Origin of the sequence: Planomonospora sp. ID91781, assembly GCF_015711595.1 — a bacterium.
Lineage (GTDB): Bacteria > Actinomycetota > Actinomycetes > Streptosporangiales > Streptosporangiaceae > Planomonospora > Planomonospora parontospora.
Genome location: NZ_JABTEY010000001.1, coordinates 3,823,115 through 3,846,968, shown reverse-complemented (window position 1 = coordinate 3,846,968; position 23,854 = coordinate 3,823,115). Strand labels below are relative to the sequence as shown.

Sequence of the window (23,854 nt, the reverse complement as noted above, 5' to 3'; positions counted from 1 at the left end):
GAGGTGCTGCAATCGGCGTCGTGGGTCATCGTGGGGAGTATGAGCGATCAGCGCGACACCGCCGGCCTTCCCTCGGACAGCCGCCGCCATGACCATCACGGCCACGGACACGGCCACGGACACGGACATGGGCGCGGACGCGGCCACGGACATGGGCGCGGTGCGGCCGGGATCCGGGCGAAGGTCACGCACCTGCTGCGGCCGCACTCCCACGAGGCCGCCGACAAGGTCGACGCGGCGATGGAGTCCAGTGCCGAGGGCATGCGGGCATTGTGGATCTCGCTGGGAGCGCTCGGTCTGACCGCGGCCGCCCAGGCCGTCATCGTGGTGCTGTCGGGGTCGGTGGCGCTGCTGGGCGACACCGTGCACAACGCCGCCGACGCGTTGACGGCGGTGCCGTTGGGCATCGCGTTCGTGCTGGGCCGCCGCAGGCCCAACCACCGCTACACCTACGGCTACGGCCGGGCCGAGGACCTGGCCGGGATCGTCATCGTGCTGACCATCGCGGCCTCGGCCGTGCTGGCCGGGTGGACGGCCGTCGACCGGCTGCTCCATCCCCAGACGGTCTCCCATCTGGGGGCGGTCGCGGCCGCGGGGCTGGCCGGATTCGCCGGCAACGAGCTGGTGGCCCGCTACCGCATCCGCGTCGGCCGCAGGATCGGTTCGGCTGCGCTGGTGGCCGACGGCCTGCACGCCCGCGCTGACGGTTTCACCTCCCTGGCGGTGCTCCTGAGCGCCGGCGGTGCCGCGCTCGGTTTCCCGTCGGCCGACCCGATCGTCGGCCTGGTCATCACGGGGGCGATCTGCGTGGTGCTGCGCGATGCCGCCCGCCAGATCTACTACCGGCTCATGGACGCCGTCGATCCCGCGCTGGTCGCCCGGGCCGAGCATGTCCTGGCCGGTGTGCCCGGCGTCCAGCGCGTCGGGGCGGTACGGCTGCGCTGGGTCGGGCACACGCTGCGCGCCGAGGTCGAGATCGCGGTGCGCCACGACGCGCTGCTGGCCGAGGCGCACGCCGTGGCGGTGCAGGCCGAGCACGCTCTGATGCACGAGCTGCCCCGGCTGCGGGCCGCCACGGTGCACGCCGATCCCGACGGACCGGCCGGCACCGATCACCACGCCCCGCTCCTGGCCCATCGGTAGCGGCCCGGAGCGTCGTCGACCCATTGGCCGCTCCCTCTTCGGCACCGCGCAGCAAGCACCGAACTGACCACGACCGGGCGCTCAACACGGGCGGAGACGCCGCCCCCCGTCCTTGATCAGCCGATACGACTGCGCCGGCGTCCGCGTCGGCGCCGACCCTCGAGCCTCGATTTGAGAAACGATAATGATTATCAGTACTGTTGTCCGCCGTCGCCCGTTCTGTGGCGACGATCCCCTTCGTGACAACGTCAGAAATCGAGGTCGTTCCCCTTGTCCCGAGATGAGGAACTTCAGACCGGCAATGCCAGGCGCGCGTGGATCGCCGCAGCACTGGCGCTCATCGTGGTCGTGGGGGTGACCGTCGGCGTCGCGACACGGTGGGGACGGGGAGGCGAGAACACGTCGTCCCCGGGCGGACCGCAGCACCGCGGCACCGAGCTCGTCGTCGCCGTCGGGGACGTCGCCGGCGGTGAGTTCGACCCGTTGAAGGGCTGGGGTTCCAGACCCGCGCAGATCCGGCCGATCCACAGCTCGCTGCTCACCATCGACGCCGACGTCGACTTCGTCGGCGACCTGGCCTCGGAATACTCTGTGAGCGACGACGCGCGGACCTGGAGCTTCACGCTCCGCGACAACGCCCGCTGGTCGAACGGCGAGCCGGTCACCGCCCGGGACGTCGTCTTCACCTACGAGATGCTGAAGAAGGACGGCGCACGGTTCGACCTGACGTTCGTCGACCGGATCACCGCCACCGGCGAGTCCCGTGTCGAGTTCCACCTGAAGGAACCGCGGTCGACCTTCGTCAGCCAGCTCTCGGAGATCCCGATCCTGCCCGCCGCCCACTACGGCCCGGACTACTCGAAGAACCCGATCGGGTCCGGCCCGTACACCGTCGCCGACTACCAGCAGGGGCAGCAGCTCATCCTCACCGTGAACCCGCACTGGTACGGGCAGCGGCCGCGGTTCACCAAGCTCACCTTCCTGTTCCTGGGCGAGGACGCGGCGCTCGCCGCCGCCCGGGCCGGGACCGTCGACATCGCGTACGTCCCACCGGCCTTCGCCGACCAGCGCGTCCCCGGCATGACACTGCAGCGCTTCGAGAGCATCGATTCCCGCGGACTGTCACTGCCGACGCGGCCGGCCGGCGGCAAGGGGAAGATCCAGGGCAAGGACGTAGCGGTCGGCAACGACGTGACCGCGGACCCGGCGATCCGCAAGGCGCTGAACATCGGCCTCGACCGCGACGAGATCACCGAGATCGTGCTGCAGGGTCACGGCCGCCCGGCCCACACCCTCGTCGACACCCTCCCGTGGTTCAACCGGGAGGCGGCCTTCGAGGACGGCCGGGCCGACGACGCCGAGCGCGTCCTGGCCGAGGCCGGCTGGGGCGACTCCGACGGCGACGGAATCGTGGAGAAGGCCGGGAAGAAGGCCGGGTTCACACTGATGTACCCCTCCGACGACAAGCTCCGCAGCGATCTGGCGCTGGTGGTGGCGGAGCAGGCGCGCACGCTCGGCATCGAGATCACCGCCAAGGGCAGCACCTGGGACGGCATCTACCTCGACGGCAAGGCCAACGCCGTGACCTGGGGCGGCGGGCGCCACCACGCGCACCAGCTGTATTCGATGTACTCGTCGAAGACCATCGACACCGGCTACAACAACATGCCGCAGTACGCCGACCCGACGGTCGACGGCCACCTCGACCGTGCCCTGTCGGCCGCCACGCAGGAGGAGGCGAACGAGCATTGGAAGCGGGCGCAGTGGGACGGTGAGAGCGGCTTCGCCGGCGAAGACGGTGACGCGCCGATCATCTGGCTCGTCCGGATCGACCACCTCTACCTCGTCCGCGATGGGCTGCACCTCGGTGACCAGCCGATCCACGGCCACGGGCACGAGTGGGCGCTGTTCAACACCATCGCCCAGTGGCGCTGGGAGAAGTGAACGCCCGCCGGACGGCCGGGGCGGTGCCCGTCATGCCGAGACTGATCCTGCTGCGCGTGCTGCGCCTGGCGAGTCTGCTGGCCGGCGTGTCGGTGCTCGCCTTCGTCCTCGTCCGCAACTCGCCGATCGACCCGATCCAGGCCTACATCGGCGCCGACGTGGACCTCACCGACGAGCAGCTGGCGAAGCTGCGCGAGCGGTGGGGGCTGGACCGCTCGCCGGTCGAGCAGTACCTCGCCTGGGCCGGTACCCTGCTCCAGGGCGACTTCGGCACCTCGACGCTGTACAAGGCTCCCGTGACCGACGTCATGGGAGCCCGCTTCGGCGCCTCGCTCGCGCTGATGGCGGTCGCCTGGACGCTGTCCGGGGTGCTCGGATACCTGCTCGGGGCCGTCGCGGCGATGCACCGCGGACGGCTCGCCGACCGGGTCGTCTCCTGGTACAGCTACACCCTGTCCGCGACGCCCGCCTTCTGGCTCGGCATCGTCTTCCTCGTCGTCTTCTCCGTGTGGCTCGGCTGGTTCCCCGTGGGGCTCGCGGGGCCGCAGGGCGTCCCGGCGGCGGACGTCACGTTCGCCCAGCGGCTCCACCACTTCGTGCTGCCGGCGATCACCCTGTCCGCCGTCGGGGTCGCGAACATCGCCATGCACACCCGGGAGAAGATGACGGACGTCCTGAACAGCGACTACGTGGCATTCGCCCGCGCCCGGGGCGAGACCGGCGCGCAGATCTTCAAAAACCACGGGTTCCGCAACTCCGTGGTCCCGGCGGTGACCCTTCAGTTCGCCTACTTCGCAGAACTCTTCGGAGGCTCGGTGCTCGCCGAGACGGTCTTCTCCTATCCGGGTCTCGGCTCCACCCTGACCGAGGCCGCGCTCGGCGGCGACGTCCCGCTGCTGCTGGGCATCGTGCTGGTCAGCGCGGTGTTCGTCTTCACCGGCAACCTGATCGCGGACGTCGTCAACGCCGCGATCGACCCGCGGATCCGGAGGAGGGCATGAAGACGCCCACCGGTCACCGCCCGCGCCTGCGCGGCCGTCGGGACCTCGTCGTCTCGCTCTCCGTCGTGGTGCTCCTGGTCGCCTGCGTCCTGGCGGGCCGCCTCCTGCTGGACGACGCCGCGCTGCGGCCGAACTCCGCGCCGCGGCTGCTGCCACCGGGCCCGGAGCACCCGCTCGGGACCGACCACCTCGGCCGGGACCTCTTCACGAGAGTGGTGAAGGGGCTCGCGCTCTCCCTGGGCATCGGCGTGCTCACCGCGGCGATCAGCACGGTGATCTCCGCGCTGCTCGGCATCTGCGCCGCGCTCCTCGGCCGGCGGGTCGACGCCTTCGTCTCCTGGCTCATCGACCTGTCCATCGGCATCCCGCACCTGATCTTCATGATCCTGCTCGCCTTCACCGTCGGAGGCGGGATCCCGGGCCTCGTCGCGGGCATCGCGTTCACCCACTGGATGTCGCTCGCGCTGCTGGTCAGAGCCGATGTGAAGCAGATCCGCGGCGCGGAGTTCATCCTCGTCTCCCGCGGGCTCGGCAGGTCACCGCTGTTCATCGCGCGCAGGCACGTCCTGCCGCTCGTGCTGCCCCAGCTCCTGGTCGGATTCGTCCTCATGTTCCCGCACGTGATCCTGCACGAGGCCGCACTCACCTTCCTCGGGTTCGGATTCCCACCGCAGACACCGGCCATCGGCATCCTCCTGTCGGAGGGGATGGCGCACATCTCCAGCGGGATGTGGTGGCTGGCGGTGTTCCCCGGCCTCGCGCTCCTGCTGCTCGTGCTCGGCTTCGCGCGACTCGGCGACCGGGTGCGCGCGGTGCTCGACCCGGCGACGTCGAACGCATGAGGAACCTGATGAACACACCGATCCTGACGGTCTCCGATCTCGGCGTCGGCTTCATCCGGTACGCGGGCGGGCTGCGCACCCGGACCGTCCCCGGCATCACCGGCCTGGACCTCGAGGTCCGCGAGGGGGAGATCCTGGCGGTCCTCGGCGCGAGCGGATCCGGCAAGACCCTGCTCGCGCAGGCGATCCTCGGCATCCTGCCGCACAACGCGCACGTCACCGGCGAGATCCGGTACCGGGGCGAGCGGCTGACCGCCGCCAGGCGGAGGCGCACGCTCGGCCGGGAGATCTCCTACATCCCGCAGTCGGTGACGAACCTCGACCCGCTGATGCCCGTCGGCGGGCAGGTGCGGATCGGCCTCGATCCGAAGACCGCGGAGCAGGAGCAGCGCCGCCTGTTCGCCCGCTACGGCCTGGCCGACGAGGCGGCGAGGCTGTACCCGTTCGAGCTGTCCGGGGGGATGCTCAGGCGGGTGCTCTTCGCCACGGGCGTCCGGGACACCGTACGGCTGGTCATCGCCGACGAGCCGACCCCGGGACTGCACTCCGAGGCCGTCGCGGAGGTGCTCCGGCATCTGCGCGAGCTCGCCGCGGACGGGGTCGCCGTGCTGCTCATCACCCACGACATCCTCTCGGCGGTGACCGTGGCCGAGCGGGTGGCGGTGATGAACGGCGGGCGCCTCGTCACCGTCGAGTCCGCCTCCGCCTTCACCGGGGAGGGCGACGGGCTCGGCCATCCCTTCGCGCGCGAGCTGTGGCGCGCGCTGCCGCAGAACCGATTCTCCGCCGGAGGTGTGGAATGGCGTTGGTAGTCAGCGGCCTCGATTACGGGCACCCGGGTGGGGAACCGCTCTACCGCGACGCCTCCTTCCGCGTGGAGGCCGGCACCGTGGTGGGTGTGACCGGGCCGAGCGGCAGCGGCAAGTCGACGCTCGGCGCGCTCCTGGCGGGAGACCTCCGGCCCCGGGCCGGCGAGATCACGGTCGACGGCGCCCCGCTGCCCGGACGCGGGTTCCGGCCGGTGCAGCTGATCCACCAGCATCCCGAGCGGGCGGTCAACCCCAAGTGGCGGATGCGCTCGGTGCTGCGGGAGTCCCATGCGGTGCCCCGCGAGACGCTCGACCTGCTCGGCATCAGGAGCGAGTGGCTCGACCGCCGGCCGGGCGAGCTGTCCGGAGGCGAGCTGCAGCGCTTCTGCATCGCCCGCGCGCTCCATCCCGCCACCAGGTACCTCGTCGCCGACGAGATGACCGCCATGTTCGACGCGATCACGCAGGCGCGGATCTGGCACGCGCTCAACGGGATCGTCCGCGAACGCGGCCTCGGCATGGTCGTCATCAGCCACGAGCCGGCGCTGCTCGACCGGCTCTGCGACGAGCGGATCCCCGTCGAACGCCTCCGCGGTCCGGCGGGGGGCGCGCGCCGTTCCAGGTGGTCGCCGGCGGCCCGCGATGCCGCGGGGAGCGCGTGACAGGTCGTCACCGCGGAGCGGACCCGGCAAGGCTCCTTCCCGGCGGGTGTAGCGTCCGATACGCGAAGTCGATCAGAAAGGTGCCCGCCGTTGGAACCGCGAGCCGCACGGCCCGACATGTCGCGGAGTGCGCGTGTCGGCAGATACAGCGACGTGGCGAGCGCGCTGGCGTTGCGCAGTGACCGGCGGCTCGCCGAGTCGCTGGAGCGGGCGCAGGTCCTGGGCTCGGGGGTCGGCGGCACCTCGGTGCTGCTGGACGTCGAGGGTGTGCCGGTCTTCGCCAAGCGCATCCCGCTGACCGACCTGGAGCACCGGCCGGGCAACGTGATGTCCACCGCGAACCTGTTCGGGGTGCCTCCGTTCTGCCAGTACGGGGTCGTCGAGTTCGCCGGGCCGGGCTTCGGCGCATGGCGGGAACTCGCGGCCGGCGTCATGACTACCGGCTGGGTCCTGGCCGGGCGCAGTGCGGCCTTTCCGCTGCTCTACCACTGGCGGGTGCTGCCGGGAGCCCCGCCGCCCACCGAGGAGCACGCCGACGTCGAGGCGGTCGTGAAGTACTGGGACGGGTCACCTGCGGTACGGGACCGCCTCCACGCCCTGGCCGGCGCCTCGGCGAGCATCGTGCTGTTCCAGGAGTTCATCCCGCACACCCTCGACGACTGGCTCGCCGCCCGGCTCGCCGCCGGCCGGGACGCCGCACTGGCGGCGACCGCCATGGTCGAGTCGTGCCTGCTCACCGACGTGGCCTTCATGAACGGCCAGGGGCTGATGCACTTCGACGGCCACTTCGGCAACATCCTCACCGACGGCGAACGCCTGTACCTCGCCGATCTCGGCCTGGCGGTCTCCTCCCGGTTCGACCTGTCCGAGCAGGAGGCCGGATTCCTGGAGCGCAACCGGACCCACGACATCGGGTACGCGCTGATGCGGCTGGTCAACTGGCTCGTCACCGGCGTCTGCGGGGTGGAGACGCCACCGGACGGCGTACCGGTACGGCGCAACGAATACATCCGCGCGTGCGCGGACGGCGCGGACCCCGCCGGTGCTCCGCCGGCCGCGGCCGCGGTGATCCGCCGGTACGCACCCGTGGCGGCGGCCATGAACGACTTCTACTGGGACCTGTACGGCGGCAGCAGGACGACGCCGTACCCGCGCGAGGAGATCGAACGCGCCCTGAGCGCGATGCGCCGCTCCCCCGGACCCGGCGGCACTCCCGAAGCCCCCTCCCGCCGGAGGTCCCGGTGAACCTCGAGCAGAAGGCCTCCCTGCTGTCCGGCCGGGACGCGTGGAGCACCGAGCCGGTGGGCGACACGCCCTCGGCCGTGCTCGGCGACGGCCCGCACGGCGTGCGCCGGCAGGCGGGCGGCACCGACCACCTGGGCATCCACGCGAGCCTGCCCGCCACCTGCTTCCCGCCCGCCGTCGCGGTGGGCTCCAGCTGGGACCCCGCCGTCGCGGGCCGCCTGGCCGCCGCGGTGGCCGCCGAGGCCCGCGCGCACGGCGTCCAGATCGTCCTGGGGCCCGGGGTGAACATCAAGCGCTCGCCGCTGTGCGGGCGCAACTTCGAGTACTACTCCGAGGACCCGCTGCTGTCCGGCGTGCTGGCCACCGCCTACGTGCGGGCCCTGCAGGCCCAGGGGGTGGGGGCCTCCGTCAAGCACTTCGCGGCCAACAACCAGGAGACCGACCGCATGCGCGTCAGCGCCGAGGTCGACGAGCGCACCCTGCGGGAGATCTACCTGCCCGCCTTCGAGCGCGTCGTCGAACAGGCCCGGCCGGCGACGGTGATGGCCGCCTACAACAAGCTCAACGGCGTCCACGCCGGTCAGCACCCCTGGCTGCTGACCACGCTGCTGCGCCGGGAGTGGGGCTTCGACGGCGTCGTGGTCTCCGACTGGGGAGCCGTCAACGACCGGGTGGCCGCACTGAGGGCCGGACTCGACCTGCAGATGCCCGGCAACCCCGCGGCCGACGCCGAGATCGTGCGGGCCGTCCGCGACGGCTCGCTGGACGAGGCGGTCGTCGACCGCTCCGCGGCCCGGGTGCGGGCCATGGCCGAACGGTGGCGGGCCGGGCGGGCGGACTTCGACGCCGACGCCCACCACGCCCTCGCCCGCGAGCTGGCCGCCGAGTGCGCCGTGCTGCTGAAGAACGACCGCGCCGTGCTCCCGATCGGACCCGGCGTCGGGACGATCGCGGTCGTCGGCCCGTTCGCCACCGAGCCGCGTTTCCAGGGCGGCGGCAGCTCCCGCGTCAACCCCACCCGGGTGGACGTCCCGCTGGAGGAGATCAGGAGGCTGGCCGGGGAGCGGACAGTCACCACCGATCCCGAGGGCGCCGACCTGGCGATCGTCTTCGCCGGGCTCGCCGACGCCGACGAGTCCGAGGGCTACGACCGGACCGCCATCGAGCTCCCCGGCGAGCAGGTGGAGCTGATCCGCGCCACCGCCGCGGCGGCCCGCCGTACCGTCGTGGTGCTGTCCAACGGCGGCGTCGTGTCGCTGGAGGGCTGGCACGACGACGTCGACGCCGTCCTGGAGGGCTGGCTGCTCGGCCAGGCCGGCGGCGGCGCCGTCGCCGACCTGCTGTTCGGCGTGACCGGCCCGTCCGGGCGGCTGGCCGAGACCATCCCGCTGCGCCTGCAGGACACCCCCGCCTACCTGAACTTCCCCGGCGAGCAGGGCACCGTCCGCTACGGCGAGGGCGTCATGGTCGGCTACCGCTACCACGAGACCGTCGAGCGGCCGGTACGCTACCCCTTCGGCCACGGGCTCACCTACACCGCCTTCGCGGTCGGCGACCTCGCGGTGGAGGTCACCGGAACCGACAGCGCACGCGCCGCCCTCACCGTCGCCAACACCGGCGGGCGGTACGGCAAGCACGTCGTCCAGCTCTACGTCGCCACGCAGGCCGGCCCCGTCCGCCGCCCGGCCCGGGAACTGCGCGCCTTCACCAAGGTCGCGCTCGGCCCCGGCGAGTCCACGACCACGGCCTTCGACCTGGACGCCCGCGCCTTCGCCTACTGGGACGTCGCCGAAGGCCGCTGGCTGGTGGCGCCCGGCGAGTACACCGTCCAGATCGGCGAGAACGCCTCGGTGATCGTCGCCGAGGCGACCGTCGAGCTCGCCGGTGAGGTGCTCGCCAAGGAGCTGACGCTGGGCTCCAGCCTCGGTGAGTGGCTCGCGCATCCGGCCGTCGGCCCCGCGTTCATGGACCGGCTGACCGCGGGCATGACCGAGGAGCAGCGGGCGCAGGCCGCCGAGCACGCCGGCATGCTGCGCCTGGTCGAGTCACTGCCGATGCACCAGTTCCTGGGGTTCCTCCCCGCCCCGCTCCCCGAGGAGGCCCTCGCCGAGCTGATGGCCCTCAGCAGGCGGGGGACGCGCCGCCGGCCCCGGGAGCGACGAGCGCTCTGATCGCGGCGGCTCTGCGGCGGCTCTGCGGTGGAGCTGCGGTGGCTCCGCCGAAGCCGGAGCACGGGCGGGTGACCGGTCGTGCCGGTCCACCCGCCTGACGGCGGTGCACACGCGCGTCCGGCGGCCGGCTCATCGGAGCGGGTCGTCGAGGACGAAGCCGGAGCCCTCCCTCCGGACGGTCCCGGAGCGGGCCAGGTGGGTGGCGAAGAAGAGGCCGGAACGGTCGGCGAGGTCGTCGAGCACGCGGCGGCGGCTCTCCGCGGCGAGGGCGGGATCCTCGCAGAGGGACGAGGAGACGTCCGGGCGGAGCAACTGCAGGGGATGGTGGACCAGGTCTCCTGCGATCACCGCGGTCCGGCCGCCGTCGGTGATCTCCACCACGAGGTGGCCGGGGCTGTGACCGGGGGCGGGCAGCAGCCGTACGCCGTCGTCGATCCGGTGGGCTCCGGCGACCAGGTCCAGCAGCCCGGCCTCCTGCACGGGCAGAAGGCACTCGCCGATCCGTTCGGCGTGCCGGGTACGGCCGGCCGCGAAGTGCTCGTACTCCGCCTCGGCCAGCAGGTGGCGCGCGCGGGGGAAGGCCGGTTTCAGGTCGTCGGTGGTGTGCCAGCCGACATGGTCGTGATGGAGGTGGGTGGTGACCACGACGTCCACGGATCCGGGTTCGACGCCGGCCTCGGCGAGGGTGGTCATCCAGCGGGAGGTGAAGCCGGGGAAAGGGCCGCGTTTCCCCCGCTTGTCTCCGCCGAGGCAGGTGTCGACCAGGATCGTGGTCCCGGCGCCCAGGACGGCGAAGCCGGTGACGACCATCGGCGCGCGCATGCCGTCCGTCGCGAGCAGCCGTTCCAGGTCGGCGGGCGGCAGGCCGGGGAAGAGGCGCTCGGGCGGCAGGACGTGCCCGGCCGCGTCGATCAGCGGGACGACGGTGCGCCGCCCGACGGTGACGGGCGGGGGCTGGGGCGGGACGTGCAGGCGCACGGGCTGCTCCTGGCGTGAGGGGCTCTGGGCCGGGTGGGGATTTCCGAAGAAGAGGCATCGCCGGTCAGGGTCGTCCGGAGTGCCGTCAGCCGTGTTCGGCGTGGCCGCCGTGGTCGCTCACCTGCGCGTCGAACCAGGCGTGCAGCGCCGCCACCAGGGCGGGTTCCGCGGTGGTGTAGGTCAGCCGGGCATCACCGACCGGCCTCTGGTCGCCACCTCCTGCTGCCGGGCCGTGCCGCCGACCGGTCCGGCCGGAGCGGTCAGCGCGATCGCCGCGGTCCCGGCGGCGAGGGCGGCCACGGCGGCGGCCACGAGTGCGATCGTGCGGTCACGGTTCATCGACGGCCTCCGTGAGCAGGGTGAGGGCGCGCAGGACCGCCTGGCGCTCTTCGGCGGGGATGCGGTCCAGGGCGGCACCGAAGCGGGCCTGGCGGGCCGCGGCCAGTTGCCGGGCGGCCTGCAGGCCGGCGGGTGTGAGCCGCAGCAGGACGCCGCGGCCGTCATCGGGCGCGGGGGCCCGTTCGACCCAGCCCCGCCGGGCCAGCTGGGTGACGATGCGGCTGGTGGTGCTCTTCTCCAGCCGCAGCCGGTGCACCAGCTCGACCTGCCGCAGCTCGCCCCGGCGGGCCAGCTCGCCCAGCGCGTGGGCCTCGGAGGTCGGGATGGGGACCCCGCACGGGGTGCGGTCCGGCTGATGGAGCCCGAGCGCCCGGACGAACCGGGACACGGCCTCCTGGAACTCTGACGCCTCGGACGACATGGTTCGACCTTACAACCAAATAGTTCGATAATGCAACCGCATGGTTCGATAGTGCAACCAGTCTGGAAGACCGTCCCGATGCACCCCTCGAGCGCCGGTGGGACCGCGGCGCAGGCCTGCCGCGCCGATGCCGCACAATGGTTCGCCGACAGCGCCGTCACCACGCAAGGAGCCCTCCACCGTGTCCCATCCCTCCGCCGATCCGGCCACCGTGCTCACGACCCTGGCCGGCTACGGCGAGCGCTACAGGCTGGAGACCGATCCCGGTGCGGGCGAGGACTGGATCGCCGCCGACCGGCTGGTGGACCCCGCCGCCGAGGAGCTGACGCGGGTGCTGGAGGCCGAGCGGGCGGCCAGCGGCCAGGTGTCGGCGCACGCCACGGCGCTGACCGTGATGGCCGTCTACGCCGGCACGGTGACGGCCCCCGCCCTGCTGGCGTGGGCGCTGCACGACCAGGTGCTGGACGTCCGGCCGCACAACGTGCTGCTGCGGCTCGACGACCACCACGGGTTCGCGGCCGTCGCACTGCGCCGGCCGCGCCTGGCCGACGTCTCCCGCATGCCCGCGGCCGAACGGCTGGCACTGCTGGTGCGCCAGGTCCTCGACGAGCACCTGTTCCCGGTCGCCGAGGCGCTGCGGGCGCGCAGCCGCGCCAGCCGGCGGCAGCTGCACGGCGGCATCGCCCACGGGTGCGCTGCGGCGTTCGGCGCCGCGAGCAGGAGACCCGGAGCCGACGTCGACCTGCTGCAGCGCGCCCACGAGAGGTTCCTCGCGGCCTGCCCGCCGGAGCTGGCCGCTCTCGGGGAGATGGTCCGGCTCTCCGAGGCAGGCGCACAGGGCCTGTTCTACCTGCGCCGGACGTGCTGCCTGTACTACACCGCCGTCCACGGCGAGAAGTGCGCCAGCTGCTGCCTGGACAGCGCGGAGGACCGCATCGCCGGCTACCGCCGCGTCCTGGCCGGAGACGCGGCCCCGCACTGACCCGCCCCGGCGGCCCTCCTCCCCCGGCCGGAGCGGCCGCATCGGTGACCGGGAGCGCCGGGGTTCCCCGCCCGGACGCCGTTCACGGTCACTCCTCCGCGGCGCCGGAGGCGGTCTCGTCCAGCACGCGCTGGGCGACGGCGAAGGCCGCGTTGGCGGCGGGCACCCCGCAGTAGACCGCGGTCTGCAGCAGCACCTCGCCGATCTCGTCGGGCGACAGGCCGTTGCGCAGCGCCGCGCGCACGTGCATGCCCAGCTCCTCCAGATGGCCGCGGGCCACCAGCGCGGTCAGCGTGACGCAGCTGCGCGTCCGGCGGTCCAGGCCCGGACGGGTCCAGATCTCCCCCCACGCGTAGCGGGTGATCAGGTCCTGGAAGTCGCGGGTGAAGGCCGTGGTGCGGGCGATCGCCCGGTCCACGTGGTCGTCGCCGAGCACCTCGCGCCGGACGGCCGTCCCGGACTCCGCGGGCAGGTGCGCGAGCAGGGCGGCGGTGACGGGCTCCGGCCGGTCGACGCCCGCCAGGTGGGCGGCTCCGGGGACCTCCACCAGGGTGGAGCCGGGGATGCCGTCGGCGAGCAGCCGGGCGTGCGCGGGCGGCGTCGCGGCATCCTCGCGCCCGGCCAGGACCAGCGTGGGGACGGTGATCCGCGCCAGGGAGCCGCGCAGGTCGTAGCCGGCCAGGGCCTCGCAGCAGGCGGCGTACCCGGCCGGGTCGGCGGCGGCGAGGTCGTCGAGGAGCGGTTGCCGTACGGGACCGGCGAACCACCGCCGGGCGGCGGCCTCCGCCAGCGGCGCGGTCCCCTCCGCGCGGACCGCCTCGGCCCGCTCCCGCCACGCCTCCGGCTCGCCGAAGCGGGCGGAGGAGCAGAGCATCGCCAGGGACCGCACCCGCCCGGGATGCCGTACGGCCAGGGTCGCGCCGATCGCGCCGCCGATGGAGACCCCCGCGTAGTGGAAGGCTGTGAGGCCGCAGGCGTCGGCCGCCTCCAGCACGAGGTCGGCGAGGTCCTCCATGGTCCGCACGCCGCAGGCGCCCGGAGCGGACCCGCCGTGGCCGGGCAGGTCGAACCTCACCACGCGGAACCGGCGGGCCAGGGCGGCCAGCTGCGGTTCCCAGACGCGCAGCGAGGTGCCGAGCGAGGGCCCGAGGACGAGCGGCTCGCCCTGCTCGGGGCCGTCGGTCCGGTGGTGCAGCGCAGTCATCTCTCCTCCTGCGGAGTCCTGGGGCCGCCCGGGGTTCCGGGGTCATCCGAAGTCAAGGAAGACCGTTTCCTTCTCGCCCTGCAGGTGGATGTCGAACCGGTAGACGCCCTCCCGCTCCCACTCGGCCAGGAGCGTGCGCCCGCGGCCGGCGGGCAGCGTGTCCAGGAAGGGGTCGTGCGCCAGGTAGACGCGGGTGAACAGGTGGTGCAGCAGGCCGCGGGCGAACACGCAGACGCTGATGTGGCCGTTGCCGGGCGGGAGCGTGCGCAGCGCCCAGTGACCGTCGGCGTCGGTGGCGACCCGGCCGAAGCCGGTGAAGTCGACCCCGTTCCTGCCGATGACCGCGCCGGTCACCGGGTCGCGGCGCAGGCTGCCCGGCGCACCCGCGAGGTTCCCGGCGGGGTCGGCCTGCCAGAACTCCAGCAGCGCGTCGGGGACCGGGTCGCCCGCGCCGTCGCGGACGCGGCCGTGCACGGTGATCGCGGCCGGGTCGCCGGCCGGGGCGAGGTCGCCGCCGCCGGGGAAGGGCAGCGCGTAGCCGTAGAACGGGCCGACGGTCTGCGAGGGGGTGGGACCGGTGCCGCGGCCCTCGGCGAACCGGTCACGGTTCGAGGCCGACGCGGAGGACGTCATCGGCCCTCCTCCGTCCAGGTGGCGGCGGGGCCGTCCAGCACGATGTCCCAGCGGTAGCCGAGCGACCACTCCGGCACGGACAGCTCGTGCTCGTAGGCGGCGACCAGCCGCTGCCGGGCCCGGTCGTCGGTGACCGACTGCAGGATCGGGTCGTAGGGGAAGAGGGGGTCGCCCGGGAAGTACATCTGGGTGACCAGCCGCTGGGCGAAGGCGGTGCCGAACAGCGAGAAGTGGATGTGCGCGGGCCGCCAGGCGCCTGTGTGGTTGCGCCAGGGGTAGGCGCCCGGCTTGATCGTGGTGAAGGTGTACTCGCCGTCGTCGCCGGTCAGGCAGCGGCCGACGCCGGTGAAGTTCGGGTCCAGCGGCGCGGGGTGGTCATCTCGCTGGTGGGGGTAGCGGCCGGAGGCGTTGGCCTGCCAGATCTCCACCAGCTGGCCGCGGACCGGGCGGCCGTGGCGGTCGGTGACCCGGCCGCGCACGGTGATGCGCTCGCCCAGCGGCTCGCCGGCGTGCCGGCGGGTCAGGTCGTTGTCCAGGGCGGTCACGTCGGTGACGCCGAAGACCGGCCCGGTCAGCTCGGCGGCCTCGGGATCGGCCACCGCGACCGGCGGCTGCTTCGGGTGGCGGAGCAGGGTGCTGCGGTAGGGGGCGTAGTCGCGCGCGGGATGGTCGCCGGGCCCGGCGGCGGCGCGCCGTTCGGCGATCTCCCGGTCGATGTCGGCCTGGGTGAGGGACATGGAGTGGTCACCTTTCGAGGATGGCGGCCAGGCCCTGGCCGAGGCCGAAGCGGCCGCCGTACCGGCCGGAGGGGGTGCGGACGGCGCCGAGGACGTGGACGGTTCCCGTGCCGGCGCTCATGCGACGACCTCCGCGCCGGTACGGCCGCGCAGCTCGTCCGGGCTCACCCCGGGGGCGGTCTCCACCAGTCTCAGCCCTGCGGGGGTGACGTCCAGGACGCCGAGGTCGGTGATGATCCGGTGGACGCACGCCCGGCCGGTGAGCGGGAGCGAGCACTCCTGCACGATCTTGGGTGAGCCGTCCCTGGCCGTGTGCTCCATGAGGACGACGACCCTGCGGGCGCCGTGCACCAGGTCCATCGCCCCGCCCATGCCCTTGACCAGCCTGCCGGGGACCGCCCAGTTGGCCAGGTCGCCGCGGGCCGAGACCTGCATCGCGCCCAGCACCGCCACGTCGACGTGCCCGCCGCGGATCATGCCGAAGGAGAGCGCCGAGTCGAAGAACGACGCGCCGGGCCGTACGGTCACGGTCTCCTTGCCCGCGTTGATCAGATCCGGGTCGACCTCGTCCTCGGCCGGGTAAGGACCGACGCCCAGGACGCCGTTCTCCGAGTGGATCACCACGTCCACCTCCGGCGGCAGGAACGACGGGATGCGCGTGGGCAGCCCGATGCCGAGGTTGACGTGGTCGCCGTCGCGCAGCTCCGCCGCCGCCCGCGCGGCCATCTCGTCCCTGCTCCAGCTCACGGGGTGCGCACCGTCCGCTTCTCGATGCCCTTGTCGGCGGCCTGGTCGGGGGTGAGCGGGAGCACCCGCTGCACGAAGATCCCGGGCAGGTGGACCTCGTCGGGGTCCAGCTCGGTCAGCTCCTCGACCTCGGCGACGGTGACCCGCCCGGCCATCGCGGCCAGCGGGTTGAAGTTGCGGGCGGCCTTGGCGAAGACCAGGTTGCCGTGCCGGTCGCCCCTGGCCGCGCGGACCAGCGCGAAGTCGGTGGTGATGGCGTGCTCCAGGACGTAGAGTCGGCCGTCGAACGCGCGGACCTCCTTGGGCGGCGAGGCCGCCGCGACCGATCCGTCGGCGGCGTGGCGGAGCGGGAGCCCGCCGTCGGCGACCGGGGTGCCGACCCCGGCGGGGGTGTAGAAGGCGGGGATGCCGCACCCGCCCGCGCGCAGCCGCTCGGCCAGGCTGCCCTGCGGGGTCAGCTCGACCTCCAGCTCGCCCGCCAGGTACTGCCGGGCGAATTCGGTGTTGTCGCCGATGTAGGAGGCGGTCACCCGGGCGATCCGCCGGGCGGCCAGCAGCACGCCCAGACCGCCGCCGTCCGTCCCGCAGTTGTTGGAGACCACGCTCAGACCGGTCACGCCGGTGTCGTACAGCGCCTTGATCAGCGCGTTCGGGATGCCGCTGAGGCCGAAGCCGCCGACCGCGAACGACGCGCCGTCGCGCACCCCGGCCAGCGCCTCGACGGCCGAGGCCACCACCTTCCCGCTCCCCCGGCCCGCTGCCGGGCCGGTCTCCGGGCCCGCTGCCGGGTCTGTTCCCGGACCTGCTGCGAGGTCTGTTCCCGGGTCCCCTGCGGGGCCTGTTCCGGGGCCGTCTCTTCCCGTGTCCGTCCGCACGACGCTCCGTCCGATCCGCCGCCGTCCACCGGGCGTTTTGTTCGCTCAGTGAACTTCAGTTCGCTAGCGTGGAGACGAGTATCCGTAGCGGAGGCGCTCCTGTCAAAGGACCCTTCCGTTGATCTCCGCTGAACGAGGAGTCCCGATGGAGCCGGCCGGAACCCTGGAACGCGGCCTGGCCGTGCTGCGCGCGCTGTCCGCGGAACCCCGGCGCACGCGCGCCACCGACCTGGTCCGCGCCACCGGCCTGGCCAGGTCGGTGGTCGACCGCGTCGTGGCCACCCTCCTGCACCTGGGCCACCTCCGGGCCGAGGACCGCGACCTGCTGCTCGCCCCTCCCCTGGCGGAGCTCGGCACGGCCTACCTGACCTGCAGCGGGCTGCCCCGGGCGCTCGGTCCGCACGCCCGGCGGCTCGCCGACGAGCTGGACGAGTCGGTCTCGCTGGCCGTGCCGGACGGCGACGACGTCCGGTTCGTCGCCCAGTTCCCCCGGCGGCGCGCCCTGTCGATCACCTTCCGGGTCGGGGACACGCTCCCCGCCGCCCGCTGCGCCGCCGGCCTGGCCCTGCGTGACCCGGCCGCATCCTGGGCCGAGGACGACCAGCTCGTCGAGCCGGGACTGGTCGCGGTCGCGCTGCCGGTGCGCGACCCGGACGGCAGGGTCGTGTGCGCGGCCAGCGTGGTCAGCCACACCAGCAGGCACGACGTCACGGGCCTGCGCGAGCACGCCCTGCCCCGGCTGCGCGCGACGGTCGCCGCGATGGAGGCGGCCCTGAGGGAGGCGGCTCTGAGGGAGGCGGCTCTGAGGGAGGCGGCTCTGAGGGAGGCGGCTCTGAGGGAGGATTCGCCCGCTCCCCGTCCCGCCGGGGCCGCGGACCCCTCACCGGCCGCGGGCTCCCCGTCGACTGCGGACTCCTCACGGGCCGTGAAGGCGGAACTGGGCACGGCGTACCTCCGGTCGCTGGCCCGCGGCCTGGCCGTGCTGGTCGCGCTCGGCTCGGCGCCCGGCGGGCTCACCCTCGCCGACGCCGCCCGGGCCACCGGCCTGCCCCGCGCCACCGTACGGCGCGCGGTCCGATCCCTGGAGCAGCAGGGATACGCCGCGGCCGAAGGCACCCGGTTCGTCCTGCTGCCCCGGGTGCTGGAGCTCGGCTACGCCCACCTGTCGGGGCTGACCTTCCAGCAGGTCGTCCAGCCCCACCTGAAGGACCTGGTGGCCCGGGTCCGCGCGTCGGCCTCGGTCGCCGTGCTCTCCGGCGACGACGTCGTCCACGTGGCGCGCGTGCCCACCGCCGGCATCATGAGCGTCGACGTCACCGTCGGCACCCGCTTCCCCGCCCACGCCACCTCCATGGGCCGCGTCCTCCTTGCCGGCCTGCCCGAGGAACGCCTGGCGCGGATCACCCTCCGGCCGCCGACCCACCACACGACCGCCTCCCCCACCGCACCGGCCGACGCCGTACGGCAGGCGGCCCGCGACGGCTACGCCCTGGTCGACCAGGAGCTGGAGGAGGGCGTCCGCTCCATCGCCGTGCCCGTCCGCGACCGCACCGGCCGCACCGTCGCCGCCCTGAACGTCGCCACCCACGCCGGTCGCGCCGCCCCCGGCGACCTGGTCCGCGACGTCCTCCCCGCCCTCGCCGAAACGGCCTCCCGGATCGAGGCGGACCTCCGCCACGTCCCCGCACCCCCCTGACCGGGCCCTGTCGCCGCTGACGGATGCGTGACCTCCCCGAAGCGGGATCCGCGTGCCGGTGAAACGGCTCCGCAGCGCCCGGTCGTGCGTGACCACCACGAGCGCTCCGCGGTAGCCGTCGAGCGCCTGTTCGAGCTCTTCGACCAGGGTGAGCGAGAGGTGGTTGGTGGGCTCGTCGAGCAGCAGCAGGTCGTACTCACCCGCCAGCAGCACGGCCAGCGCCAGCCGCCGCCGCTGGCCCACCGACAGGGCGCCGACCTTGAACTCGAGCGCCTCCGGACGGAACAGGCCGGTCGCCATCAGTGCCGCCGCCTCCCCGCCGTAGGTCTCCAGGACCGTCCTGTCCGGATCGAACGCCACCTCCTGCGGGAGGTATCCGGCTCGCTCCCCCGCCTCGGCGGCGATCGCGGCGAGCAGCGTCGACTTGCCGGAGCCGTTGGGGCCGTGGATCAGCAGCCGGTCGCCCGCCGCGATCCGCACCCGGCCGACCTGCACGAGCGTGCCCGTGGCCGCGCCGGCGGGCGCGAACGCGCCGCGGAAGCGCAGCGGCTCGGGCGGGCGCGGGACCGGGTTCTCCCGCAGGCGGCGCAGGCGCTCGGCCGCCTGCCGTACGCGCGAGGCCACCGAGTCCTGCACGCGCCCGGCGTTGCGGTCGTAGGCCATCTTGTCGTTGTCCTTCATGGCCCGGCCCGCGGCGACGCGGTGCGCGGTGGTCGCGGCGAACTCCCCGACCCGCCGGACCTCCTCCCGCCAGTCGGCGTAGGCCTGCTCCCAGCGCAGCCTGGCCGCCGCCTTCTCGGCGAGGAAGCCGGTGTAGCCGCCGCCGAACCTGGTCATCGTGCCGCCCTCGACCTCGAGGATCGCCGTCGCCACCCGGTCCAGGAAGATCCGGTCGTGCGAGACCGCCACCACCGTGCCCCTGTGTTCGCGCAGCCGGTCCTCCAGCCAGGTCATCGCCGCCTCGTCGAGGTGGTTGGTCGGCTCGTCGAGCAGCAGGACCTCCGGGGAGGCCGCCAGCACGCAGGCCAGCCCCAGCCGGGCCTGCTCGCCGCCGGACAGGCTCGACAGCACGCGCGACCGCTCGATCCGGGCCAGGCCCAGGGCGTGCATCGCCTTGTCCACGCGGGCGTCGGCCTCGTATCCGCCCCTGGCCTCGAAGGCGGTGAGCAGCTCGCCGTACCGGTCCATGTCCTGCGCCTCGGCGGCCTCCTGCATGCCGCGCTCGAGTGCGCGCAGCTCGGCCAGGGCGGCGTCGACGGCCTGCTGGACGGTGTGGTGGCCCGGCAGGTCGAGGGTCTGGCCCAGGTAGCCGACGCCGCCGGCCGCCGACACCGTCACCTCGCCGTCGTCCGGCGCCTCCACTCCGGCGATCATCCGGAGCAGCGTGGACTTGCCGGAGCCGTTCTCACCCACGATCCCGGCGCGCTCACCGGGGCGGACGCTGAAGGTGACCCGATCGAGGACCCGGTGCCCGCCGTACGACTTCGAGACTCCCTTGAGGGAGAGCTGGGTGGTCAGAATGGAACTCCAATCGCAACTTGTGTAGCTTTAACGTAACCCGGCACGAGACTTAATGCAACTGGAGTAGACATTGGAGAAGCGTCCCGGTGGTCGCAGCGCCCGCGTGCGCGACGCCGTACGGCAGGCGACCCTCACCGAACTGGCCGAACACGGCTACAGCGGACTGACGGTGGAGAACGTGGCGATCCGCTCCGGTGTCCACAAGACGACCGTGTACCGCCGCTGGGGAAGCGCCGAGGGGCTGATCGCGGACGCCCTGGAGCTCGCGCGACAGGAACCGTGGCCGGTGCCCGACACCGGTTCCCTCAAGGAGGACCTGCGGGAGATCGCCCGGCTGGTGCAGAGCGGGTTCGCCGACCCCGTCGCCGGGCCGGTCTCCGCCGCGTTCGTGACGGCGGCCGTGCAGAGCAGCGGCGCCGCGCGGTCCCTGCACGACTTCTTCGTGGCCCGCCACGAGCAGGCGGCCGTCGTGGTGCGGCGAGCCGTCGACCGGGGCGAGCTGCCGGCGGGCACGGACGTCGCCGACGTGATCAGGACGGCCGTCGCCCCGATCTACTACCGGCTGTTCATCACCCGTGAGCCGGTCACCGAACGCGACGCGGAACGCGCGGCCGACGCCGCCTTCGCCGCCGCCCGCGCGGGCGTCATCCGGTGATCGGCGCACCGTGCCGCCGCGCCGGATACGCCGACGATCCGCCGTCACTCACCGGCGAAGACCGCAGTGCGGCCGGTCATCACCCGCGCCCGCTCCGCTTGGCCCGCTTGCTCGCCCAGCCGGCCAGCGACGCTCCGGCGACGGCGGCCGCGGCGTAACACGCCAGCCGCACCGCGAATCCTCCGGGCAACCAGGCGAGCAGGCCGGCGTCACCGTGGTCGGCCAGCAGCCGGATGGCGCCCTGCGCTCCCAGAACGAGCAGCAGCATGCCGATGACCAGCGCGGTGGTGTGCCTCATGCGACTTCGTCTCCCATCGCCCCGGAGGGCTTCGACGACAGGGGTGAACATGCCTCCACTTTTTATGGTGCGATCGAACCATAACACCGTCTTGGTACGATCGCACCACAAATAAGCGCAAGGGACGGACGGCATGCCGAGACAGGTGGACCACGACCAGCGCCGCCGCCAGATCGCCGAAGCCGTATGGCGCCTGGCCGTCCGAGGCGGCCTGGAGGATGTGACCTTGAGACAGGTCGCCGCCGAGGCCGAGGTCTCCGTCCGGCTGCTGCAGTACTACTTCGGCACCCGCGACCAGTTACTGCTCGGCGCGCTGGAGATCCTCAACGCCGACTCCGAGCAACGGGCCCGCGAACGCCTCGCGGCGCTCGGCGAGACGCCCGGCATGCGGGCGCTCGTGCGGGGAGTGTTGCTCGAGCTGCTCCCACTGGATGAGGAACGGCGCACCCGACACCTGGTGTACATCGCCTACTTCATCCCGTTCCTGGTCAACCCCACCCTGGCCGAGGTCGCCCGTGACGCGCCACACGCCCTGGAGGACCTCGTCGCCGGCCTGATCACGCAGGGCCAGGAACTCGGCCAGGTGCCCCGCACCATCGACGCCGCGGCCGAGGCCGCGTTCCTGGTGGCAGGCGCCGACGGAATCCAGACGACCGTTCTGCTGGGGCAGCGGACCCCCGAAGACGCCGTGGCCCTGATCGATCATCAACTGGCCCGCATCTTCACAGCCACGCCCCGCGGCTGACACGTGTCCCCGCTCCAGTCGTCCTCCGGCTCGGCGCGCCGGCGATCCGGCGGGCCGGACGAGCACCGGCACGTCCTCCGGTGGATCGCCCCGGAGGAGAGCCGCCCGCCCCGGGACCGAGGGCCCGCCGTGTCGGACGACATCGCGCGTCCGATCCGTCGCCGCCTCGTACACAACCAGGTCGGCGCGGCCGACGCCGGGAGCCTGCGGGCACGGTGACGAGGTCCGCCATGGGCGCCCGTATTCGCGTTGCCGCTGGCAGAAGGGGGCCGTAAGGTCCTGGAACTGTGATGCGGCAAGTGATCGGACGATTCATACCCGAACGACTGGGGTTGTGAACTGCCTATCATTTCGTCGAACCTCCTCAGGCGTTCTCAGGGTTCGTCCGTGTCACCCTGCAGATCTTCTCCTTCCGATGGACAATGCGTGACGATCCGATTACCATCGATCACACGTTCGATTCGCTTCGCGGGAAAGGATGATGCTCCGGTGACATCACCGACCGCTCCCGCACCCACCCCGCCCGCGCACACCGCGCGGCCGGACCGGACCCGGCAGGGCTACCGGATCGAACTGGCGCCCACCCCCGCCCAGCGCACCCGGCTGGCCCAGCACGCCGGACTGGCCCGGGTCGCGGAGAACTTCTACCTGGAGAAGATCCGCGCCGCCCTGGACCAGCGCACGGCCGAGGCCACCTACGGCATCCCGGACGAGCAACTGACCCGGGTGCCGTGGACCGCCCCGGAGCTGGAGGCGCGGTGGCGGGCCGAACGCGAGCACCGCTTCCCCTGGTTCACAGCCGAGAAGCTGTCCTCGCGGATCCCGAAGGAGGCCGCCCGCTGCCGCGCCAATGCTCTGAAGAACTGGGCGGCCTCCCGCACCGGTCGACGTAAGGGGCCGAAGGTCGGATTCCCGGCCTGGCGCAGGCGCCGCCACGGTCGCCGCTTCCGCTACGACGCCGACCGCGCCCATCCCATCGACACTCGTACCGTGGCGCTGCCCGGCATCGGCACCGTGGCCGTCCGGGAGGACATGACCTGGCTGACCGGCCGCATCGCGAGCGGCCAGGCGCGGATCCTGGGCGCCACCGTGCGCGAGCAGGCCGGACGATGGTGGATCTCCTTGCAGATCGAGATCGACCGCACCGCGCTGAACACCGCCCGCACCGTCGACCCGCACGCGCCCGCCTGCGGCCTCGACCTGGGCGTGAAGGTCTTCGCCACCCTCACCGACGACGACGGCACCACCGAGGAGATCCACGCCCCCGAACCGTTGAAACGCTCCCTGAAGAAACTCGCCCGCGCCGACCGCGCCCTGGCTCGCGCCCAGGACGGCAGCGCCAACCGGGCCAAGAAAGCCCGCACGGTGGCGGCCCTGCACCTGAAGATCGCCCATCAGCGTGCCGACTTCCTGCACCAGACCTCCAGCAGGCTCGCGAGAACCAAACGAGCCATCGCGATCGAGACCCTCAACATCGCGGGCATGGTGAGGAACCGGCGGCTGGCCCGCGCGATCTCCGACGCCGGGTGGGGCGAGTTCGCCCGCCAGCTGGCCTACAAGACGGCCTGGTACGGCGGGCACCTGCACGCGGCCGACCGCTGGTTCCCCTCCTCCAAGACCTGCTCGGCGTGCGGGCGGGTGCACCGGGGGCTGGCGCTGGCCGACCGCACTTGGAGGTGCACCGGCTGCCACATCGTGCACGACCGGGAGGTCAACGCCTCGGTGAACCTGCTGGCCGACATGCTGGCCGCCCTCGATCCCGGCGGAGGACGGGCCGCCGCCTGACTCCGGTCAGGGATCACGACTGGACGTCGCCCGGAAGTTCCCCCCTTGAGGAGACGCAAAACGCCTGTGGAGACCGGGTAAGACCGTCGGGTGACCGGCGGCACCGGTCGGTGAAGCAGGAACAGGGAAAGAGAATCACTGAGATTCTCTGAACGGCACCACCTCGGTCGCCGTCCGGCAGCGGGCCGTCCCGGCCGGACTGCAGGGCCGGGTGGGCAGCGTGAACACCATCTGCGTCTTCGGTGGCCTGGTCGCCGGTTCGCTCATCGGCGGGGCGCTGGCCGCCCGCTACGGCGTGACCGCCCCCTTCTGGTTCGCCTTCGTCGGCTCCGCCGTCTTCGTGGTGGCGCTCTGGCGACAGCTCATGCACATCACCCACGACGAAACCCATGACGAACCCGAGGCCGCCCGGCAGGGGTGA

23 protein-coding genes and 1 pseudogene are annotated in these 23,854 nt (G+C 73.1%); 14 read left to right on the top strand and 10 right to left on the bottom strand.

All coding sequences use genetic code 11. The annotated features are described in order from the left end of the window. Positions 1-39 precede the first annotated feature (39 nt). The 8 genes from HS048_RS17420 to HS048_RS17385 all read left to right on the top strand — a co-directional run bounded on the left by HS048_RS17420 (position 40) and on the right by HS048_RS17385 (position 9,817). Positions 40-1,143 carry a cation diffusion facilitator family transporter gene (locus tag HS048_RS17420; RefSeq protein WP_196467498.1) on the top strand — a complete coding sequence of 368 codons (1,104 nt, stop codon included), beginning with the start codon at positions 40-42 and terminating at the stop codon, positions 1,141-1,143. A gap of 270 nt (positions 1,144-1,413) precedes the next feature. Beyond that, positions 1,414-3,087 (top strand): ABC transporter substrate-binding protein, encoded by a 1,674-nt coding sequence (locus HS048_RS17415; protein WP_196467497.1) that lies wholly within the window; start codon positions 1,414-1,416, stop codon positions 3,085-3,087. Further along, positions 3,069-4,088: an ABC transporter permease gene (locus HS048_RS17410; RefSeq protein WP_196467496.1), complete on the top strand. Its 1,020-nt coding sequence runs from the start codon at positions 3,069-3,071 to the stop codon at positions 4,086-4,088. The genes HS048_RS17415 and HS048_RS17410 overlap by 19 nt, the downstream gene beginning before the upstream one ends. Next, positions 4,085-4,930, top strand: coding sequence for an ABC transporter permease (locus HS048_RS17405; protein WP_196467495.1), 846 nt, complete (start codon positions 4,085-4,087; stop codon positions 4,928-4,930). Before HS048_RS17410 ends, HS048_RS17405 begins: the two co-directional genes overlap by 4 nt. Positions 4,931-4,938: 8 nt before the next feature. After that, complete coding sequence (locus tag HS048_RS17400) at positions 4,939-5,742, top strand: ATP-binding cassette domain-containing protein (protein ID WP_196467494.1); 804 nt, start codon at positions 4,939-4,941, stop codon at positions 5,740-5,742. Next, positions 5,730-6,401, top strand: coding sequence for an ABC transporter ATP-binding protein (locus HS048_RS17395; protein ID WP_196467493.1), 672 nt, complete (start codon positions 5,730-5,732; stop codon positions 6,399-6,401). The genes HS048_RS17400 and HS048_RS17395 overlap by 13 nt, the downstream gene beginning before the upstream one ends. A 90-nt stretch (positions 6,402-6,491) precedes the next feature. After that, on the top strand, positions 6,492-7,646 hold the full coding sequence (locus tag HS048_RS17390) for a serine/threonine protein phosphatase (RefSeq protein ID WP_230880862.1): 1,155 nt from the start codon (positions 6,492-6,494) through the stop codon (positions 7,644-7,646). After that, entirely contained in the window at positions 7,643-9,817 is a 2,175-nt protein-coding gene (locus HS048_RS17385; RefSeq protein ID WP_196467492.1) for a glycoside hydrolase family 3 C-terminal domain-containing protein, read from the top strand. Before HS048_RS17390 ends, HS048_RS17385 begins: the two co-directional genes overlap by 4 nt. A 129-nt stretch (positions 9,818-9,946) precedes the next feature. Here the strand turns inward: HS048_RS17385 and HS048_RS17380 are convergent, their stop codons facing one another. The 3 genes from HS048_RS17380 to HS048_RS17370 all read right to left on the bottom strand — a co-directional run bounded on the left by HS048_RS17380 (position 9,947) and on the right by HS048_RS17370 (position 11,555). Further along, entirely contained in the window at positions 9,947-10,795 is an 849-nt protein-coding gene (locus HS048_RS17380; RefSeq protein WP_196467491.1) for an MBL fold metallo-hydrolase, read from the bottom strand. 180 nt (positions 10,796-10,975) lie between these two features. After that, on the bottom strand, positions 10,976-11,134 hold the full coding sequence (locus HS048_RS17375; protein WP_196467490.1) for a hypothetical protein: 159 nt from the start codon (positions 11,132-11,134) through the stop codon (positions 10,976-10,978). After that, positions 11,124-11,555: a MarR family winged helix-turn-helix transcriptional regulator gene (locus tag HS048_RS17370; protein WP_196467489.1), complete on the bottom strand. Its 432-nt coding sequence runs from the start codon at positions 11,553-11,555 to the stop codon at positions 11,124-11,126. The genes HS048_RS17375 and HS048_RS17370 overlap by 11 nt, the downstream gene beginning before the upstream one ends. 181 nt (positions 11,556-11,736) lie before the next feature. Between HS048_RS17370 and HS048_RS17365 the strand changes: the two genes are divergently transcribed. Continuing rightward, positions 11,737-12,537, top strand: coding sequence for an IucA/IucC family C-terminal-domain containing protein (locus tag HS048_RS17365; protein ID WP_196467488.1), 801 nt, complete (start codon positions 11,737-11,739; stop codon positions 12,535-12,537). Between the two features lie 88 nt (positions 12,538-12,625). Here HS048_RS17365 and pcaC read toward each other — a convergent pair whose 3' ends face one another. The 5 genes from pcaC to HS048_RS17340 all read right to left on the bottom strand — a co-directional run bounded on the left by pcaC (position 12,626) and on the right by HS048_RS17340 (position 16,595). Continuing rightward, positions 12,626-13,741 carry a 4-carboxymuconolactone decarboxylase gene (pcaC, locus tag HS048_RS17360; protein ID WP_196467487.1) on the bottom strand — a complete coding sequence of 372 codons (1,116 nt, stop codon included), beginning with the start codon at positions 13,739-13,741 and terminating at the stop codon, positions 12,626-12,628. Positions 13,742-13,783: 42 nt separating this feature from the next. After that, positions 13,784-14,374 carry a protocatechuate 3,4-dioxygenase subunit alpha gene (gene pcaG / locus HS048_RS17355; protein WP_068901875.1) on the bottom strand — a complete coding sequence of 197 codons (591 nt, stop codon included), beginning with the start codon at positions 14,372-14,374 and terminating at the stop codon, positions 13,784-13,786. Then, entirely contained in the window at positions 14,371-15,111 is a 741-nt protein-coding gene (pcaH, locus tag HS048_RS17350) for a protocatechuate 3,4-dioxygenase subunit beta (RefSeq protein WP_068901878.1), read from the bottom strand. The genes pcaG and pcaH overlap by 4 nt, the downstream gene beginning before the upstream one ends. Before the next feature lie 117 nt (positions 15,112-15,228). After that, positions 15,229-15,858, bottom strand: coding sequence for a CoA transferase subunit B (locus HS048_RS17345; RefSeq protein WP_068901880.1), 630 nt, complete (start codon positions 15,856-15,858; stop codon positions 15,229-15,231). Further along, on the bottom strand, positions 15,855-16,595 hold the full coding sequence (locus HS048_RS17340) for a CoA transferase subunit A (RefSeq protein WP_196467486.1): 741 nt from the start codon (positions 16,593-16,595) through the stop codon (positions 15,855-15,857). Before HS048_RS17340 ends, HS048_RS17345 begins: the two co-directional genes overlap by 4 nt. A gap of 283 nt (positions 16,596-16,878) precedes the next feature. On the opposite strand from HS048_RS17340, the gene HS048_RS39100 reads away from it, so the two are divergent. Continuing rightward, a complete protein-coding gene (locus HS048_RS39100; RefSeq protein WP_196467485.1) occupies positions 16,879-18,429 on the top strand; it encodes an IclR family transcriptional regulator C-terminal domain-containing protein in 1,551 nt (516 codons plus the stop codon). Between the two features lie 30 nt (positions 18,430-18,459). On the opposite strand, the pseudogene HS048_RS17330 reads toward HS048_RS39100, so the two are convergent. Beyond that, positions 18,460-19,950, bottom strand: a pseudogene (locus HS048_RS17330) (ABC-F family ATP-binding cassette domain-containing protein); the annotation flags it as partial. A gap of 70 nt (positions 19,951-20,020) precedes the next feature. Between HS048_RS17330 and HS048_RS17325 the strand changes: the two are divergent. Then, the gene (locus tag HS048_RS17325; RefSeq protein WP_068901888.1) at positions 20,021-20,605 is read left to right on the top strand and encodes a TetR/AcrR family transcriptional regulator; all 585 of its coding nucleotides are present in this window, start codon (positions 20,021-20,023) and stop codon (positions 20,603-20,605) included. Positions 20,606-20,684: 79 nt separating this feature from the next. On the opposite strand, the gene HS048_RS17320 is transcribed toward HS048_RS17325, so the two are convergent. Further along, positions 20,685-20,903, bottom strand: coding sequence for a hypothetical protein (locus tag HS048_RS17320; RefSeq protein WP_068901891.1), 219 nt, complete (start codon positions 20,901-20,903; stop codon positions 20,685-20,687). A gap of 133 nt (positions 20,904-21,036) precedes the next feature. Between HS048_RS17320 and HS048_RS17315 the strand changes: the two genes are divergently transcribed. From HS048_RS17315 to HS048_RS17305, 3 genes are all read left to right on the top strand, one after another. Next, positions 21,037-21,648 (top strand): TetR/AcrR family transcriptional regulator, encoded by a 612-nt coding sequence (locus HS048_RS17315; protein WP_196467484.1) that lies wholly within the window; start codon positions 21,037-21,039, stop codon positions 21,646-21,648. Positions 21,649-22,137: 489 nt separating this feature from the next. Further along, positions 22,138-23,433, top strand: coding sequence for an RNA-guided endonuclease TnpB family protein (locus HS048_RS17310; RefSeq protein WP_307832518.1), 1,296 nt, complete (start codon positions 22,138-22,140; stop codon positions 23,431-23,433). Positions 23,434-23,653: 220 nt separating this feature from the next. Further along, on the top strand, positions 23,654-23,854 hold the full coding sequence (locus HS048_RS17305; RefSeq protein ID WP_230880861.1) for a hypothetical protein: 201 nt from the start codon (positions 23,654-23,656) through the stop codon (positions 23,852-23,854).